Source organism: Haloimpatiens myeolchijeotgali, from assembly GCF_042688525.2.
GTDB lineage: Bacteria > Bacillota > Clostridia > Clostridiales > Clostridiaceae > Haloimpatiens.
On record NZ_JBHWAB010000001.1, the window covers coordinates 2,390,872 to 2,410,232 of the forward strand.

General features: G+C 25.9%; 12 protein-coding genes. 1 reads left to right on the top strand and 11 read right to left on the bottom strand.

The window, feature by feature from the left end; translation table 11 throughout:
* Positions 1–158: 158 nt before the first annotated feature.
* The 10 genes from ACFIJ5_RS10510 to ACFIJ5_RS10555 all read right to left on the bottom strand — a co-directional run bounded on the left by ACFIJ5_RS10510 (position 159) and on the right by ACFIJ5_RS10555 (position 17,816).
* Positions 159–1,286 carry a hypothetical protein gene (locus ACFIJ5_RS10510; RefSeq protein ID WP_379806766.1) on the bottom strand — a complete coding sequence of 376 codons (1,128 nt, stop codon included), beginning with the start codon at positions 1,284–1,286 and terminating at the stop codon, positions 159–161.
* A gap of 82 nt (positions 1,287–1,368) precedes the next feature.
* The gene (locus ACFIJ5_RS10515) at positions 1,369–1,959 is read right to left on the bottom strand and encodes a class I SAM-dependent methyltransferase (protein WP_379806768.1); all 591 of its coding nucleotides are present in this window, start codon (positions 1,957–1,959) and stop codon (positions 1,369–1,371) included.
* A 108-nt stretch (positions 1,960–2,067) separates the two neighbouring features.
* Entirely contained in the window at positions 2,068–4,680 is a 2,613-nt protein-coding gene (locus ACFIJ5_RS10520; protein ID WP_379806770.1) for a helicase-related protein, read from the bottom strand.
* A gap of 73 nt (positions 4,681–4,753) precedes the next feature.
* Positions 4,754–6,937, bottom strand: coding sequence for a Z1 domain-containing protein (locus ACFIJ5_RS10525; protein WP_379806772.1), 2,184 nt, complete (start codon positions 6,935–6,937; stop codon positions 4,754–4,756).
* A gap of 97 nt (positions 6,938–7,034) precedes the next feature.
* Entirely contained in the window at positions 7,035–7,259 is a 225-nt protein-coding gene (locus ACFIJ5_RS10530) for a YdbC family protein (RefSeq protein ID WP_379806774.1), read from the bottom strand.
* 2 nt (positions 7,260–7,261) lie between these two features.
* The gene (locus ACFIJ5_RS10535; RefSeq protein WP_379806776.1) at positions 7,262–10,984 is read right to left on the bottom strand and encodes an Eco57I restriction-modification methylase domain-containing protein; all 3,723 of its coding nucleotides are present in this window, start codon (positions 10,982–10,984) and stop codon (positions 7,262–7,264) included.
* Between the two features lie 3 nt (positions 10,985–10,987).
* Positions 10,988–14,182: a helicase-related protein gene (locus ACFIJ5_RS10540; RefSeq protein WP_379806778.1), complete on the bottom strand. Its 3,195-nt coding sequence runs from the start codon at positions 14,180–14,182 to the stop codon at positions 10,988–10,990.
* Between the two features lie 224 nt (positions 14,183–14,406).
* Complete coding sequence (locus tag ACFIJ5_RS10545; RefSeq protein WP_379806780.1) at positions 14,407–14,883, bottom strand: hypothetical protein; 477 nt, start codon at positions 14,881–14,883, stop codon at positions 14,407–14,409.
* A gap of 287 nt (positions 14,884–15,170) precedes the next feature.
* The gene (locus ACFIJ5_RS10550) at positions 15,171–15,995 is read right to left on the bottom strand and encodes a hypothetical protein (protein WP_379806782.1); all 825 of its coding nucleotides are present in this window, start codon (positions 15,993–15,995) and stop codon (positions 15,171–15,173) included.
* A 342-nt stretch (positions 15,996–16,337) separates the two neighbouring features.
* Positions 16,338–17,816 (bottom strand): transposase, encoded by a 1,479-nt coding sequence (locus ACFIJ5_RS10555; protein WP_379806784.1) that lies wholly within the window; start codon positions 17,814–17,816, stop codon positions 16,338–16,340.
* Between the two features lie 162 nt (positions 17,817–17,978).
* On the opposite strand from ACFIJ5_RS10555, the gene ACFIJ5_RS10560 reads away from it, so the two are divergent.
* Positions 17,979–18,344 carry a hypothetical protein gene (locus ACFIJ5_RS10560; protein WP_379806786.1) on the top strand — a complete coding sequence of 122 codons (366 nt, stop codon included), beginning with the start codon at positions 17,979–17,981 and terminating at the stop codon, positions 18,342–18,344.
* A gap of 99 nt (positions 18,345–18,443) precedes the next feature.
* Here ACFIJ5_RS10560 and ACFIJ5_RS10565 read toward each other — a convergent pair whose 3' ends face one another.
* Entirely contained in the window at positions 18,444–19,325 is an 882-nt protein-coding gene (locus tag ACFIJ5_RS10565; protein ID WP_379806788.1) for a hypothetical protein, read from the bottom strand.
* Between the last annotated feature and the right edge of the window lie 36 nt (positions 19,326–19,361).

The following is a 19,361-nucleotide window of genomic DNA, read 5'->3' on the forward strand; positions in this document are numbered from 1 at the left end:
AACATCTCATACTAAACAACATACTTTTACTAGGAATATAATTTTAAATATTTATTTCTTAATAGATCAACAAAGATTGAAAATGCACATTTAGAGTACAAGCCATCGCCTATTAAAAACCCCTGAGATAGCTTGTATACTAAATGAACCGTCCCCTATTATTTTGCAGCATATTCCAATAAAATATATCTCTCTTTACCGTTCTCTTTTATTTTTTCTACTTTAGCTTTAACCATCTTTACTGTATAAACATCCATTTCATCTTTATATATCTTTTCTGCCTTATCGTAGTTTAATCCATAATAATCATAATTAAGCGGAAGTTTAGTTGTGTTTTCACTACCATGATATTCTTTTGCATAAATATAATATTTGTTTTGCCCAATATTATCAATTCTATAAACAACTGAATAATCAATAGGACATTCTCCCTCTGCAGGCATAAAATAATAGTATCTATTTTTATATTCATAACTATAGTTTTTATCTATTGGTATTGTCTGATGATTTATTTTACTTATGTTATAATATTTTTTTACTGCTTGTTCAATATATTTTTTACTTATCTTACAATAAGGTTTTTCAAATTGAAAATATGGTTCTTTCATTCCATGATTCCTATAATAATGCCAAAAACCAAATAATATTAACTGCCTATCTGATATATTATCTTCCTTAAATGACATATCAAAAGGAACCTCTGCGAAATTACTCATGAAAATATTAATTTTTCTTTGTGCGGCCTGATCAATAGGTGTTTTTTGAAAATTTATATTGTCATTTTTATCATCTGATGCTTTTTCTTTCTTTTCAATTTTTGATATTTCTGCTTCTTTCGCTTTTGACATTTTCTCTTGTTCTTCTTTAAATACATTTCCTAATAGCGAAAGTGTTACTACATTTTCTTGTGGCACTTCATTAAAAGACAATGCCCCTGCTTCAAATGTTCCATCATCTACCTTGAGTATAAATTGTAATCTTGCTTTTACTTTTGATTCTCTATATGTGCAATCTCCTGTAAATTCTACAACATCTCTACCATCATCAGATTTAAAGTATTTCCACGTTGGTGAGCCAAAAAAATTATCGAAAGATTTACCATATGTGACGTCTGGATAATCAGTTGGATGTCCATCTTTAACCATAAGTACATATTTATTATTTTTATTTGATATATTTTGTAATTGATCAGAAGCTTCTTTTGAAGCATTATCCACTGCAGTACTTGAGCAAGCTGAAAATAATAATGCAATAAAAACTAAAAGTATAATCGTTATTTTTTTCATTTCTCCTTAATCCTCCTTTAGACAGCCATAATAACATTATCTATTCCAATATACAAGTCTCATGTCAAATAAGTATTAATTCTTATTTATTCAAAATTCTCTTTCTACATACTATTACTTTTTCACATTGCGAAGTTATATCCCTGAAATATAAAATCTCCCAATTATCCCTAAACAAATCAAATATCTCATCATTCTTAAAAAATCGTAATGTCATACCTTTATCCTTACCTTTTACAAAGGTTATACTTCTATCTTCATTTTCCTTATACATATCTTTGTTAATATACTCTTCTCCATCAAAAGAACATAATAATACTGAACCATTTTTGCAAACTCTATCGATTTCATCAATTGTATCTTTAGCATTAGCTAACGTCATATGGTCCAATACACTCCACAAAACTACTCCATCAAATAATTGATCTTTACAACCCAATCTTTCACCATATTGAATTTTATGTATACTATATCCGTACCTCAATACATTTTCTTCACATATCTCCATACTTCTTTCTGATATATCACTAATACTTACTTGAAGTCCTTTTTTTAATAGATAATTTGTATTTCTGCCAAATCCGCATCCAAAATCAAGTATATGTGAATTCTCATCTAAAAAAGATAAAAAAATTTTTGCACCTTCTATATTGTTCTCAAAAATAGATTTCACTTGAGGGATTGAAATTTTTTCAAACACTTTTTTACTTAATTTTTTAAGTAAATATATCTTTATATCTAATAACTGATTTTTAAGAATTTTATAAGTCTACTATTCTATTTATAAATAATCTAAATTATATAATTTGTATACATCTCGCCAGTTACTATTTGATAGTTCTTTAATTATTTCTTTAGTTATATTATCACTGTACATTTCCTTATTACTACTAAGAGCCATTTCACAAAGTTTTTTATCTACATTTGAACGTATAATGTTCGAATCATTATAGTAAAAATGATGAAATAAACTCTTATCATTAAAAAACATATTATATTCACTCTTTAAACCTTCTATTTCTTCTGATAAATATTTATTTTTTTTCTTGAAATTAAACATTTTCTTAATAAGATCACTAACAATGTATTCTTTTAATTTTATTGGTTTATCATTTCCTGTAACTTTATATGGAATTGATTTATATTTATTATTAATTATTTTTAATTGACCATCATTCAAACGAGACATTGATTCAGCAATTGTAAACTCTTCTGGTTTTGAATACATATATATCATTTTTAACCAGTTTGATGAACTAATTTTTTTATCCATCTCTTTAATATAAAAATTATCTCTATTTTTATAATTTTTGAAAAAGTCTTCACAAATATCTAAATTATAACTTTCTTTTTCTAAGTCTTCTATAGATTTTGTAAATGGATTAAAGTCATATCTTCTTCTAAATGTTTGGTCATTATTATAAGCAAAACTTTGTACAATATTTCTATACTTATCACACATTTTGAAAAATGGTAATGTAGGAACTAATTCATTTAAATATTTTTTTAATGTTTCTTTACAATCTTTAAATATTTCATTTTTATCATATAATCCATATTTTGGAAAGAGTAATTCAAATTTATTTTCATGAAATAAATTTTCAAAGTATTTTTCTAAACGCTTTGAATCCTTGTATTTATTCCATTCTGTCATTATTTGTAAAGGTTTCTTGAAATTTCGAGAAAATTCTTTATATTTTTTTAGTTTTGTAATATTTAATGCTACTTCCTTAGGATCTATACTTTCTATGTCATATTTTTTACTCCAATCAATTTTATCTTCATTAGTATTAATGTAAAATACATTATTAGACACTTCATCAATATTTTCTTGCCACCATTTTATACGTTCTTTACTTTTATTTAATTGTTTAATACATTTTTTCACTTCTGTTTTCATAGTTTTTCTAAATTCTTCTATATTTTTTTCAAATTCAATATTTCTTTCTTTATAAAAAGATATTAATTTAAAAATATCATCATCTAATTCATCATCATTTTTACATTCTGATAACATCTTATGTACTTTTTTAAAATTCTTAGAATCAATGGCTTCACATAATTTGTTATAATATGAATTAATATTATTAATATTATTATTAATAAAATCTAAAATATTAGATGTAATCAAACAATTCTTAGATGGTATTAATGGCAAAAATTCATTTATATATGTAATAATTGCAATGTAAAAATTAGCTGTATTTGTATCTCTATCTATTCTATTGTTTCTTAAAATAAAACATGTGTTAAGTTCATTATGAATACTATTTAAACGATCAATTCTACCAAAACGTTGTTCAAGCTGACTTGGAGAAGATGATATATGATAATTAATTACATAATTATATCCAGGTAAATCTATACCTTGTTCTGAAATTTTATAAGTCATAATTAATACCTGTGGTAATTTAAACTTTTCAGTTATTGTAAATTCTCTTAATAATTGTTGCCTATTTTTCGTATTACCTGTTATTATACTATATGTCTTACCTTTACGATTAGATTGATAATCTTTATATCCTTTTTCTTCTAAAGCTTTTTTTAACTCATCAGTATCCTTAATATACCTCACAAACACTACAAATCTATTTTCAAAATTTGTACTCTTATTTACTTTATCTATTTTATCAACTAAAAATGTATTAACATTTCCACCACATTTCCATAATTTCGGAACTAATCTTTTATGGTCCTTATTCCTAAATTCTTTACCATCTTCAGCTTTTTCTATGTTACTTACAGTTTCTTTAAAATATCTTGTTACTGGTACATTGCATTCAAACCCTCCACTTAATTTTCTTTTGTCACTACATATATCTAACAATGATTTATCTAAAATATCAAAATTTTTTTGAATAATCTTAGATGCAATTTTACAATAAACTTTTAAATCTTCTTTTGAATGTTTTATTGGAGTGGCCGTCATAAACATAATTTTCTTTGCTCTCAATTTAATCAATTCAATGTATCGTTTTGTGTCATCATTTAAAAACTCATGTGCTTCATCTATTATAATAAAATCATATTTATTCTTTTCAATTTTAGATATATTACGATAATCATAATTTATTATTTTAATATAATATTCTTTATTTTTATACTTACCTTTTTCTCCAACTGTTAGTTCCAATACACCCTCCAATTTATTTTTAAATTGTTCAGTTACTGATGGAGATGTTATAACTAATATCTCCTTATATTCATCTTCATTTTCATGTTGGAATAATAATTGTATTATACTTAATCCAGCACTTATAGTCTTTCCTGTTCCAACTTCATCAAATATATAAACAACGTCATTTTCCTCTATACGTTTCATATTAGCCAACTGCAATGTATAAAATTTTACTTTTTTATTATTTAATGATGATAAATAATTAAGATTTTTCATAAATACCCTCCTATTTAATTACCACTATTCAATATATTCTAACTATCAAAATACTTATAAACTGTACAACTACTTATATTTCCATCTTAGCTTCTTTAGAAGAATAAACAATAGTAGGTGAATCTTTAGGGACTACTAGAACGGGCCACCAAAATGGTTGTCCCTTCCATCCTAACTTTTCTAATCCATTTTCTCGTAGTAATATTAGTGCTGGAATATCATCTGCAATTTTCTTAGCAACTCTACCTTCACTTTCTTTTCCTCTTGGTGTATCAGGTGCATCCATGAATCTTCCTTCCTTAGTCTTTCTGCTAATATTTCTGTTTTTTCTACTAATTCCCCACACTTTTCCCTTATTATCAATATTTTTAGTATTGTTAGATAAGTATTCAATAGTTGAAATCATTGCTTCAACATCCCATTCATACCCTGGTTCAAATATAAGAGTCTTTTCTATCTGCCTTAGTATATAAACTGCTTCACTAAACTCCATTTTAAAATAACTTTTTCTTTCTGGATTGAGCTTGTCTAATAATATATCAATCTCATTAACAGCAGGCTCAACATTATATTTATATCCTGTTTCAAAACCAATGGGAAGTAATCTTTTATACGGTTTAATAGTTGTAATATCGGATAGTAATATTTTATTTGGTGAACATGGTATAATTGTGTTTTCCGAATCTTTCTGTATAAATACAACTGCATTATCCTGTTCACTGTTTGCTATCTTCTGTCTTAGTGTTTCATCAAATTCATTTATTTTCTTCATGTTTTCATAAATTCTCATAGTTGTATAGAATCTTGTAACCACTAAATCTTCAACTGGTCTATATCCATACATTCTTGAATGCTGTAGTACTGTATCCTGTTGAAAATTACTAGGATTTCTACCATAATAAAAACCTATAAGATTTCCTATAGTTATTCCTCTGTCTAAAATCTGCCCACCTATAAATATGTTTAAAGGTGTTCTAAGCTTAAGCTGACCATTTTCATCTAAAAGCTCATTAACATCCTTTTCCGAATTTACAGTAGTAATCATTAAATATTCGCTTTGTAACGCCTTAATAATTTCCTTCTTTACCGCTTCATAAGAAGGAATATATAGCCCTTGAATTATAATTGATTTTTTTAGATTGTTATATGCTTTTAAAGTAATATCATTGAATAACTTTTCATTACTATTGATACTCTCTGTAAACTGCTTAACTATTTCACTAGCAACTTCATTCTGCCAATCATGTGATGTTTTTTTCTGTTCAGTATGCACTATAAAGCTAAATTTTTTAGTTTTTGATTTTACCTTTCCTTCCTTTTGCTGAATATTTCTTATACAGCCACCTACTATAAAATTAATAATAGCTTCTCTTAATGCAGTAATTTTATCACTTATTAAAGCTTCCTCAATTTTAAATCTTCTTCTATCTTGTTTCTTTAATGATTCCAATTCATTCCATTTAACCTCTTCATATATGTAAGAAGATATACTTTCTTTATCATTACTTTTTTCAAAATAGAATTCTCCACCTATGTAAGCAGCTCCATAAGGTACTAACTCAGTGAAAGCTGGTTTTACAGGTTTAAACCACTGCCCTGTTTCTGATCTTCCCAAATTATCTGGTTGCAAATATAAAGAATAGGGAGTTGCGGTAACCTGTAAAAAACTACTGTTATCTAACTTGTTTCTTATTTCATCAATTTGACCTGCTATCTTTTTTATATCTATTCTCTGCTGCTTAGTCTTTTCAAATCCTACACTGGCAAAATCAGCCTCATCATCTATAATCAATATTCTTTTAGATTTCATAGAAGAATATATTTTAAACAATTTTTCATAAAGTCTTTTTAAGTTGTTAGTTTCCTTTTTAACTACAATAATCATTTTCTGATTTAATTCCCACTGTACAAGATTATTAGGCATTTGCATAATATCAAAAATCTGTAATTCATCTTCATCTTTAAATGATTTGAATTCCTTACTTAATCTCTCGTAAGTTTGTTGTGCTAATGCTCTAGTACCTTTGGTTAATACTACAGCTGCATCATAACCATTATCAAAAGATAATCCAATTACACCTATAAATGCCCTTGTCTTACCACTTTGAATTTTTCCTAGCAGCATTCCTGGTCTATCTGTAGTTGTAGTAAAATCTATTAACTTATTTACTGTATTCTCTATACATTTCTCAGTGTCTTCTGCATAATTATTCTGTTGTTTTAATTTGTTATAAAATTCCCCTTTTGTTAACATCATAAGTTTCCCACCTTTTCTCACAATTTTACATATGTAATTAGCAGTACCAGAAATACTTATTCTAATACTGCTAACAAATTTGCAAAATACTTATTTATTAATCCAAATCCATATTATTTAAAACTTCTCTTAATTTCTTTAATTCTTCCATATTTAAAGTAACACCTTTACCCATCTTTTCGTGTTCAGTAGCCCAATCTCTCAAATCATATTTAGGTTCTCTTCCATTCCAGCTAATAAGATTTAATTCCTTCTTCCAACCTTTTGATGATTCCGATAATACTCCTACTTCTTCTTTTATTTCATATTTTATATCTGCCATAATTATTCCTCCTCTGGGTATTTCTCTTCAACTATATTTATTTCTTCTTGAGTAAGTCCATATAACTCATATACTATTTTATTTATTAGTATTTCATATTTGTCAATATCCCTCTCAGCACTTTTTGATAAACTTTGCTTTATATCTAATATTTTATCAATATATTTTATTATTTCTTGCTGCTCACTATATCCTGCTTTAATTATGGGTAATTCCGATAAAGGCTTTACATATAACTCTAAAACATCACCTTTTCTTTTCCCTTTATAATATAGCCAAAAATAAAAAAGTTTAGAATTCAATAATCCAAGAATAAATTTGATATCAAATTCATTGTCAACCTCCGTTATATAAAATACATCTCTACTAGCAAAAACTTCTTCCTTTGCATATCCAAAAATATTTTTTTTGTTTCGATATGGAACTAGTATTTTTTCTTTTGCCTGAAAAATTTTAAGATCTCTAGGTCTATGTAATGCATACCAAGGGTAATTTTCCCCATATCTCTGTGCTTGATTTTCTAATATAGGCTTATATCGTAGTAATCGTTCTTTTATATTTGGATAAAAGTTAATATCATCTTCCCATCTTAAATAAATTAATTTATCTTCTGATAATGTATATCCATATTTATTTATATTTGAATTTTTAATAAAATCTTTTATAATTTCTCGTTCTTTTGTTGATATATACATATTATCTATTTCTGATTTACTTAAAACAAAAACTCCTTCTCCCTTTATATAAACATCTCCAAAATTTTTTATATGCTTGTTTGTAATTCTACTTATCGTTATATCTGCTCCTGAATTAATATTGCTTATTTTCCCAAATTCAATAGATTTTTTTTGCATTTTATTAAATATTGTTTCCGGTGAGTAATCACAATCTTTATTAATATTAACAAGCCTAATATATTTTGCTTCACCCTCAAATAACTTTTTGTTATCAATAATATAACTTTCTGTTTCACTATCATTGTCGTTAATTATACTCTTTAAAATTTCATCACTGATATATCCTTTTCTATTAGTTGATATTATTTTAGTATAACTAATTTCATTAATTTCATCTTTTTTTTGTAAAAACGTAATTATATTATGTTGTCCTAATGCAGATTCAAAAATTCTATATTCATTAAAATTTATAATTTTAAATATATTTGTCCTATTGAAAAAGTCATTTCTAAGTGTAGTTGCTCCTGTTGCTGTAATATAATAGTTTGTAGTTATAAATGCTATACTTCCTCTTTTTTTTGCTATATCAATTCCCTTATGAAAGAAAAAATAGAATAAATCCATTTTTGCTTGATAATATTTCTCACCAAAGTTAGTTCTAGCAATAGGTCTGAAAGTTTCTTTGTTTCCTTTCTCACCTACATAAGGCGGATTTCCTATTATAATATCAAATCCACCTTTTTCTCTAAAAACATCAGAAAACTCCATTTCCCATATAAAATATGGCTTTCTCTGTTCTTTTTTCAAAAACTCAAGGTTCTTAATCTTATCATCATTACCATCTTTCTTCAGTTTATATTCAATCAATTCCCATTCAGTTTTTTCAATAAGTTCTTTTATCTCTTTCTTTTTATTTGGCTCTTTAGCATCAAATAATTCTTTTTGCAATATTTCTAATCTATCTAATAAAGATTCTTCTTTGTTTTCATGAATCTTCAATTGAGTATATTCTTCTTTATCACTCTTATTGTTACTATATAATAAACTCTTATCAAATAGCTTAATTCCCTCAAACTCATCAATTAAACTGTTACCACATTTAATATTACTATCTAAATTCGGCAGTGCATTAACTGTATGTACGTCTGCATCAACAATTAATGATAGCCAAAGTCTTAGTTTTGTAATATCTACTGCACTTCTTTCAATATCTACTGCATGAATAACATATTTCATTACTTGTTCTTTTAATATGTAATTACTTCTACTTCTTTCTAAATCCATTGAGTCATATTTATTTAATCCTTGAAGCATATATATAGTCAGATAGCTTCGTATTCTAACTATTTCATTAAGCATTCCTAATGGAAATGCACCTGATCCTACTGCTGGATCTGCAATTTTTACATTTATTAATGCTTCATCAAATATTTTTAAGTTATCATATATACTAATAGGTATTAAATATTGAGTTTTGTCTTTGGTACCAATCATTGTTCTAGAATCTTCATCTACTATAAAATCTCCCAGTTTAATGAAATTGTCAATATCCTCTCTATCTATACCTGTTTCATTATTTAAATAGTTAATCAATGATTCTTGACACATATAATGAACTATTTCTCTTGGTGTATAAAAAGCACCTTTACTTTTTCTATCCTTTACATCAAGTAAATTTTCAAATATTTTCCCTAGCATCTCTGGATCAATTGCAACTTCTTTTTCTAGTGGTTCATCTTCATTCATTGTAAAATTATAAGTATCAAACATATCTAAAATGCCAGTTCCAAATTCATCCTCTTCAGTTATATTCGAGAACATTTTATTAGGTATTTTTATATGTTTATTTTCCCAATCATAATCATATATTGGCTCAAACAATCCTCCATTCAAAAATGGAATTTTACAGTTAAATAACTTAAAGTATTCATTAGCTCCTCTTTTAGTATTTAATGCAGAATAAAATAACGGTTCTAAATAATCATTAAAAAAATTCTTTTTATCTTCTTTTAAATCTATATTATTTTTTCGTGCTTTTTCATTTTCTTTAACACATATCTTGAATAATCCTCTTATAAATCTTCTATCTCCTGAACCCCATTGTCCCCAGTCTGGTTCATTTTTATCTTTGTAATATGCAAACGCTCCTGATAAATAATCTCCTTCTATATCTGAAAGGTCTTTTATAGCCGTATAACTAAGTTTCATATTAGCATTGTTTCTTTTAAATACTTTAGACAAAACATTTCTAACTGCTTCATTTTGTTTATCATAAACTTTTACATACTCCGAATATTGAATTTCATGAGGAACTGCTTTTACACCAAGCCATCCTTTTTTTTGAAGGAAGTATAAAAATGCTAATTGGCCCATTAGTTTTTTAGCAAATTCTTCACTAGTAAAGCCTAATCTATCAGATTCTTCTAAAAACTCACCATCATTTTCTAAAAACTCCTTTAAATCCAAATATTTTTTTCTGTATTCATCAAAAAATCGTATAGTTACCTTTTCAATTTTAAATGCTTCTTCTATTTCTTTTATACTTGGATTATTTTTATCATCCAAATAGATATTCTTCAACTGTTCTTTAGCTGTGTGATTTGGTTCATTTTCTCCAACTAAATAAGAATATCTCCTTGCAGGTGTTAATTTCTTTTTTAATCCTTCAGCTGAAAATTCATAATCGAGATTAACATATGATAATCTCCATGAAGTATCTTCATCACTATAAAAAGCAACTAATGCTGCATCAATACTAAAATCCTCTAATAATCTAGCAACTAAATTTCTCTGCATACTTCTTGCTCTTTCTGCTGCTTTAGTATTTTTTAATTTAATTGCCAAGACCATCATGTTTTGCCCATCATTATCTGTGTAATCTGCAATTTTCAAAAAACTATATACATAATCTCTATAAACAGGATAATTAATTTTTTGTTCTTTTAATAGTACCAACTGCTCTTTAGTTAAATTTAAAAATTGCATACAAAACTTCTGATATTCCTCAATATTAAACTTATGCTGTAATATTTCTAGTGTTTTATCCATGTACTATTCCCCCTTAATCAAAAATGAAGAAAGTATAACCTCTGATTTATCATTCATATGGTTTTTATTCTTTTCTTCATAATTTTTATAGCTGTCAGGTACTATATCCCATAAATAATTTAATATTTTAGCAGGATCGTTCATAATCGTTTTTATTCCTTTAGCTGCATCCTTACTTATAGCTGATGGTATTATACCTAATTCCCATACTTCTTTTAACCTTTCTACTCTTTCATAATCATATTGTGTGAATTTTTTTTGATTTCTTAGTCCTTTTAATATTTTAATTATTACTGCATCATTTTTATTTTTTCTTCCTGAAACCGTGTCAAATGTTTCTTCTTCAGTAATTGAATTAATAAACTTCTCTTTATTTATATTTAAATGTTCATAATAAATATCTTTAATTTCCTTTTTCTCTTCATCTACAGATGATTTCACATAATCAATAGTTTGAAATAAAGTCAATTCATTGGAATTACTATTAGATGTTATAAAAAATTTTTTTAAAGCACCCTTTCTAAAAAAGGTAACTGTACTATCTTCTGAAACAGTATTACTCATCTTTGCACTTCTAACTTTTTTAGGTAATCTTTTAATTTTTTCAAACAAATCAATATTTTCATCTCTAATAGTTCTTATTTCTTGTAAATATTCAAGCTCTGATCTATCTAATTCATCTCCCTCTTCATCTAGAATTTCATCACTATTTAGTTTTGAATATAGTTCTTTACCAAATAAAGCATGAGACTCTACTTCTTCATCATCTGAAAGATATTTAAAATCCTCCCCTAATGTATCATGGAAAGCTTGAATTTTTGAAATTATATTGTCCTCCAAACTCATATACTTACTAGATTGAGATGTAGGAAAAAAGTTGAATACATAGATATCCTGATACTTACTACCTACTCTATTAATTCTACCTACCCTTTGCATGATTCTTGTTGGATTCCAAGGTAAATCATAATTTACAATTATATTTGCTCTATGCAGAGATATACCTTCTGCTAATACATCAGTGGTTACAAGAATTCTGTAATCATCTTTTTGATTCTTTTCTTTAACATCTGGGTTATAATTGAATTCAATTTCTTGTTTTAATCTATTACTTGATTGACCTGTAAATACAATCACTTTATCTTTAAATTCTCTATTTAAATTTTCTCCTAAATATTCAGCTGTCTCTTTTGATTCTGTAAAAATAATCATTTTGCTATCTATTAAAATTTCATTGTTTTTCAAACCATGTATAAAATAATCAAGCTTAGGATCTTTATCTACTAACTCCCACATGTTTTGAATTTCTTTTAATTTTAACAAATCAAATTTTAACTCCTGAATAAACTCTTTCGTAAATTCAGATGATTTAAACATCTGTACTTTATCTTCCTCTACTAAACCCATTAGCTTATCATCATCACCATTATCCATCATGTCATACACATTATATTTTTTACTTATATATACAATTCCATCATTATACATTTTAATGAAGTTTTCATACGATGAAATAAATCTTCCCAATGTTTTATTGAAAGCATAAAAACTACTTTCTAATCTTTTTAATAATATTGCTTTCATAAAGCCACCCATATTTTTTTGACCAACCAGTAAACTTTTTAAACTTACTGGTATATTTTTCAAATAAGTTAATGGTTTATATCTGGAATATGTCAGTTCTTTAATAATTTCTATAGTCTTAATAAAAATATCATCTGTATATTCATCAAATTCATAAATTATTTTTTTAGGCGTATTTAAATTAGGAAAACTTAGACCTTGTGCCTTTAAATCATTTTCGTACCACTTAACAATTTCTTTTCTGGTTCTTCTAACCATTACATTTCTTAACACTTTATCTCGTATTTCTTGAGAATTCTGCTTAGAAATTTTCTTATACATAGGGTCATCTTTATCATACTTTTTTAGCTTGTTTTGTAATTTATTAAAAAATGCTTCGATATTCTTCTGGTTAGGTATTATAGTTGAATTTTTTTTCTCCTGAAATAAATATATTTGACTTGCTAAATCGCTAATATAGTTATTTTGTGGTGTTGCTGAAATTAAAATCACTTTTTTACCTAAACAAATTTCATGCAGCTTAGCAAATGTATCTGTGTTAGAGTTTCTAAATCTATGTGCTTCATCTACAAATACATATCTTATATCATCTATTCCCTCTTCAATAAGGCTATCAAGCATTCCTAACGATTCAATTTTAGCTGAAACATCAAATTGAAATAATACTTCTTTCCAATGATCTTTAAGAACTGGAGGACATATTATTAATTTTTTCCCTTTTAACTGTTGTGCAAGCATAGCACATATATAAGTTTTTCCTAATCCTACAACATCTGAAACAAATACTCCTCCATAAGCATCTATTATAGTTTTTGCTCTATTAACTGCATCAATTTGATACTGCAGCTTCATAAAATTATCAGGTAAATTCAATTCAGCTAATTCTTTTTTGTCCTGATTAATTTCCTCCTGAAAATATTCATATAATAGCTTCAAATACAATTCATATGGAGTTATATCATCTCTAATCCATGTATCAGTATTTACCGTTTCTACATACTGTTCACTTACATCAACTGATTGAGCCCACAATGCTTCAAACTTATCTAATGCAAATTGAACATCTCTGCTATCTTTTAACTCAACATTAAATTCTATATTGTTAACTAATCCATTTTCAGTAAAGTTACTTGAACCTGTTATTACACTCCCATAATACTCACTCTTTTCTTGATCTTTTCTCATAATATATACTTTTGCGTGAATACTATTATAAGGATAAACTCTTATTTCAAGCTTCTCTTCTTTTATTAATTTAATGAATGTTTTAATACCGTTCTCTACTTCTTTTGTATCTTCAGAATCCTCAAACTCCTTCTTTATATTTTCGCTGTATTTCTCTTTAGCTTCTTTATTAGACATGAAATTTAATTGCTCTTCTTTAGCTACTTTAATCATTTCAACAGTTTTCTTATCAGTATTTATACCTATTAATATTCTCGTTTTTTCAACACATTCAATAGACTTATACATTTTATAAAATCCACTGGTCCTAAAATATCCTACTAGTACATCAAAAAATTGAGTATTATTGGACAAAATTTTATTAAATCTATCTAGCAGGGTTTGTCCATTTTCATTTGTAAAAAAAGTTAAATCATTATATTTATTCAATATTATCCCCTTCATTCAATATTTTATTTAAATTGTATAAATAAAATAATTTTTATTTAATATTGTAATTATGATAATATATACATAATATCATAATTTTTTACAGTTATGAAGTAAATATATTCCTTATTTCTATAAAATAAAAACACCTACATATTAAATGTAGATGCCAAAACAATACTTAACTCAATTCTTAAATTTCAAACTAACATTATGAACAATATTTAGTAAACAATCACTTGATTAACTCCTTCTATTTTTTCTACTATATTCATGAACCCTTTTAATTCATTTTGATTTAGCGGATTTATATTTAACACATTTAATCCTACATAGATAATCCCATTACTTGAATGTGAATTATAACATTTAAAAATATATTCTCTTTCTGTAAGTAATTCTTTCACTTTTTTATTTATTTCTTTTAATAAATAAGTTTTTTCTATCTTATAATAAAATTTCATATATGAACTTGCTTGAATAACATTAGAATTATTTTTTATATTTTTTTTAATATCCTCTATTTGGGCTTTATCTTCTAAATCTATATTTTCTATTTCAAATACAATATTAACATATTCTCTATTTTTATATTTCCCTAAATAATAATTTTTGTAATTTAATCTTGATAATATTTCACTACATTTTTTTATTTCTTGTTCTTCTAAACTATTTTCTTCTACTGTAAAATAAAATTTCATTGTAAAATACCTCCATGTGATTTTTACATTATTACAAAGTAAGATTATATATATATTATTACCAATTCATAGTTTAAATATTCCTATTTTAGTTATATTTTCATAGAAATAAATATAAAACATAGAAAGCTTACCTTTCCAATTAATAATTGCGTTTTTTATTATAACATAAATAATAAGTGATTAATTATAAATTAGAACATACATAAATAACCAAACTGTTACATAAAAATAATAGCGATTTTATAAACCAAATACTTTTCCTTTATAAAATCGCTATTATAGCCTCATATAACTACATAACTAAAATTATCTGTTATAGGTTTCTTAATTATGCTTCTTTCAATTAATAGATCAGTTACTTTTGAATACAATAAGTGATACCACCAAATAAAATATTCTTCAAAAGATATTTCTTGTGAATATGTAGAATTATTATAATTATAATAAATGCTTTTACGACTTTTTTCTAAAATATTAATATAACCATTTTTTATTATATCAGCTATATTATTTAATCTATAGAACTCATTTTTACTTAAAATTGGAACATCAATTCTATTGCCTTTCATTATACTTAAACTATTAAATACATTTACAATATTTTTATCCAATTTATAATTTTTTTCATAATAACATTTTATAAGCTCCTCCAATAAATATTGTTTAATATCACTTACACTTTCAAATTCTAAACTTCCTAAATGCATTTCTAAATGAGCTTTATTAATTGTGTGAAAATTGATTCCATTTCTATTATTTCCATAAAGTCCAAATGCAATATCTCCATAATACCTAAACATATTCCCATATATACCCAGAGCTTCTTTTTGTATATGATTATATTTCTCTTGCAGCGAGTAATAATAATTCATTCCATTTCGTTTTGTTCTTTCAGTTTTTAGAAAAATCCTTTCTACATTATCTATCTGTATAGAATCTAATAGAACATCACTTAGAATAAATATAGATAACTCGTTAAAATTAAATTGCTTCAAACATTGAAATTTATATGTTTCTTCCTTAATTTTATCAAATTTGTCCTGAATTAGTTTAGCAACTTTATATACAATTTCATTTAATTCCTTACACAATTCTTTTGCTTCTCTCATGGAAATAACCATTAAATAAGGAACATATTCATTATTTTTCTTTACTACAAGTTTTTCTTTTAATAATAATTCTAACTTTTTAGATAATTTTTCTTGTGACCATCCAAAATATTTACTTATTTCACTAAGTGCTCTTTAAATAAATACAATTATTTTCCACATTCATAAAACTTCTCAAGTAGTGTATAATAAGTATTAGATGATTGCAGAATGAAAAATAAAAAATGTGGATAACTTTTCAGATTTTGCTTAAAAATGTGCAAAAAAAATGCACAACAAAAAGCCTTTTGATAAAAAGGAATGCGTAGCATGTGAACTAATATTTAACTGTGGATATGTTGATTAAACTGCTATTTTTAGAAGATTACTTATACTTCTAATATATTCAGGTTTATTCATGGCGTAAGCCAGTATCACATTTATAAGTTTAGAAATACCAGTTAAGTATAAATCAGAACGCATAGTTGTTGTATTTACTGTTCTTGGTGATTCAATGCATGGATTAAATTTAAATGAAGAAATTGTTCTTTCAATACATGCACGAGTTGGATAAACTTCATCCCACTCTTTTGAATTTCTTTGAACACCAGGGTAAAGTCTAAAATCTTTGTCAGGATAAACATAGGTCATACGACCACTTTTATTATTTGTACATGGATTTTCACAAGTGTGATAACATTTACCGTGTTTATCTCTATGAGATTTTGGGCAAGTAAATTTAAATCTCAAACTTCTATTTTTACCTTTACAAGAGCCTTCGGCTTTAAAAGGTTCTTTAGTTAAAGGGCATAGAGGAATACCATGGGTATTATATTCTAAATCACCAATTTTACTATTACCTTGATTGCGAGAATTAAGAGGAATAAATGCCTTATTAAATTGAAGATGTTTAAGTAATCCAAAGTTATCATAACTATCAAATTCTGAATCACCTAAAAAAGTTGTAAATTTAAAATCAGAATGATTTTTTAATTTATTTAGAAATGGTACAATTACTGGCTTTAATGAGGCATTATCATAATAGTATTTTTGTTCTTCAGGTGAAGTAAAATTTTTATCAATTGATTTATAAAAATCTTTTTCGAAGAATTTTATACTTAAAGGAATGCCTAATCCATTAGTTAAAAGGCCAAATTTATAAAAATACCCAAAGTGTCCATTAACAAAATCTAATTTAATATTAGAGTTACATTTTGCAAACTTAGGCATGTTTTTATATGCGGCAGCATATGGGTTGTGATTCTTTTTATTTGTAGATTTTGCATAAATTTTTTGCTTGTTTATTTCGGATACAAGAGTTTTGGGATTATTTTCTTTGACTTTTGGTTTTAAACCAGAAGTATCATATATAAGCATAGAATTTAGGTTTTTATAAGGCGAACCATCGGGAAGATCATTATTGATTTTTTCACAGATATCAATAACATTAGGAACCATAGAATCAAATAAATTAGCAATATCACTTTCAAATGTAGTTTTAAATCTACTGAAAAAAGATTCATCTGGTACAGATTTATAGAATCCACAAAATTCTCTTATTTCAGTGGAAAATACAAGAAAAAGTGTTAACAATACATTAGTTGGTATATGAAACATTTGCATGAGTAATAAGGCTGATAATATTGAAGAAAGTTGATATTCTCTATTTTTGCCTAAATTCGCATAATAATGTTCTTTAAAAGAATTTGGAATAAAGGTTTCAATATCAAAATTATTAGTAAGCAAATTTATGAACCCTACGGGTTGTTGTGAAGCAAATTTTTTTAATTCAGATACTTGATCAAAAAAATCAAGTTGTTTAGTTTTATTAAGATAAAACATGTTAAAAACCTCCCTGTGGTGTTTTTGATTTATGTGGTGTAATTCTATTATGCCGCAGTGGAGGAAAATATAAAAGCCTAACGGCTTAAAAGTTAGGCAAATCAATGCTTGCGAAATTTCGCAAGCGACTATATAATAAGTATATAAAGGAGCGTGTTATTTATGGAAACTAAAATTTATGATTTACTTGAAAAAATGTACGTTGACTTTGATAAACGATTTACAAATATTGAAACTCAACTTACTAAGTTAGACAATGAAGTTAATAACATTGAAACTCACGTAAACAAAAACTCTTTAATGCTTGAAAAAATTCAAACATCTTTTTCTGAACAACTTGACAGAGCCAAAGATAAAGATGGTAAAACTCTAGGTGAAAGGCTAGATGTTATTGAACTTGATGTTACTAATACTTCTAAATCTGTAAGCGATGCTATAGAAGCTATTGATGTTATCAAAGATGCTACTGGATCTCATGAAATGGATATTAAAATTCTAAAAAAACTTAGAAGTAATCATTCTTTTTAGACACTAAAATACGTGTCTTTTTTATTTGGTAAAAATGTATCTCTTATTTTTAACTAAATAAACCATAATATTGCTGCACTTGAATTAGCCATCCAAACTTCAATCAACCTTTTCAAACAAACCATATTTCTCGTCTTCCAAAGATACATAACCTATAAAAATAGTATCTGTCTTTTTTAATAAACAACTACTATCTATTGTTACCCCCTCGTTAAATACAATAGATAAATCAGGAGCCTTTCCCACACCATCAAAAACAACTGCTGTGTATCCCTTTTGCTTTGCATTATCTGTATCATATATAAATTTTTTGCCATCTTTTACATAAATAACTTTATCCTTTTTAACAGTTAAAGTATCATTTGGCTTCTCTTTATTTTTCCACATTCCTCTTATGCTGACTTCTACATACTTATAACTACTTGGTTTTTCAGAATTAAAAGTATATACATGTTGTTTAATAATTTTACTCTTATCATTATATAAATAATTAACTACTGCTATATTGTCCTTAATCCAATTTACTTTATAAGATCCTGCTGAAAAAGATCTATATGCGTTTTTCGTAGGATATTCTGAATTTTTCCTAGCAAATAAATAAAACCTTCTTTTTAAATCTAAAGTTTTAACTACTTCATCCATACCGTCTTGCTTCTTAACAAATTCTTTTATAATTATTTCATTTTTTAAATTAGGTGACTTAAAAATAAACATCTTATTTTTGCTGTTATCTAATAAACATTTAGTATTAATTATAAGCATTATACATATAGCTCCATATTCTATCCTCTTTAGATACCTATTTTTACCAGATAGTAAAATGCCTAAAAATAAAATCATATAAATTATAATAGAATACATCCAATCATAAATTAAGTAATATCCCTTTAACTTTACTATCTTTATAGCTACTGCCAAAAGTATCCAGATTATAAAAGCAATAACTACTAATATTTTAATTTTCTTATGATTATTTAACATATATCTCTTCCCCTTCACATGATTTTATTAACTGTT

Excerpts from the sequence above, each read along its gene's own strand:
- ACFIJ5_RS10510 (WP_379806766.1), bottom strand. The coding sequence starts at position 1,286 with ATGAAAAAAATAACGATTATACTTTTAGTTTTTATTGCATTATTATTT.
- ACFIJ5_RS10520 (WP_379806770.1), bottom strand. The coding sequence starts at position 4,680 with ATGAAAAATCTTAATTATTTATCATCATTAAATAATAAAAAAGTAAAA.
- ACFIJ5_RS10525 (WP_379806772.1), bottom strand. The coding sequence starts at position 6,937 with ATGATGTTAACAAAAGGGGAATTTTATAACAAATTAAAACAACAGAAT.
- ACFIJ5_RS10530 (WP_379806774.1), bottom strand. The coding sequence starts at position 7,259 with ATGGCAGATATAAAATATGAAATAAAAGAAGAAGTAGGAGTATTATCG.
- ACFIJ5_RS10535 (WP_379806776.1), bottom strand. The coding sequence starts at position 10,984 with ATGGATAAAACACTAGAAATATTACAGCATAAGTTTAATATTGAGGAA.
- ACFIJ5_RS10545 (WP_379806780.1), bottom strand. The coding sequence starts at position 14,883 with ATGAAATTTTATTTTACAGTAGAAGAAAATAGTTTAGAAGAACAAGAA.
- ACFIJ5_RS10550 (WP_379806782.1), bottom strand. The coding sequence starts at position 15,995 with ATGAGAGAAGCAAAAGAATTGTGTAAGGAATTAAATGAAATTGTATAT.
- ACFIJ5_RS10555 (WP_379806784.1), bottom strand. The coding sequence starts at position 17,816 with ATGTTTTATCTTAATAAAACTAAACAACTTGATTTTTTTGATCAAGTA.
- ACFIJ5_RS10560 (WP_379806786.1), top strand. The coding sequence starts at position 17,979 with ATGGAAACTAAAATTTATGATTTACTTGAAAAAATGTACGTTGACTTT.
- ACFIJ5_RS10565 (WP_379806788.1), bottom strand. The coding sequence starts at position 19,325 with ATGTTAAATAATCATAAGAAAATTAAAATATTAGTAGTTATTGCTTTT.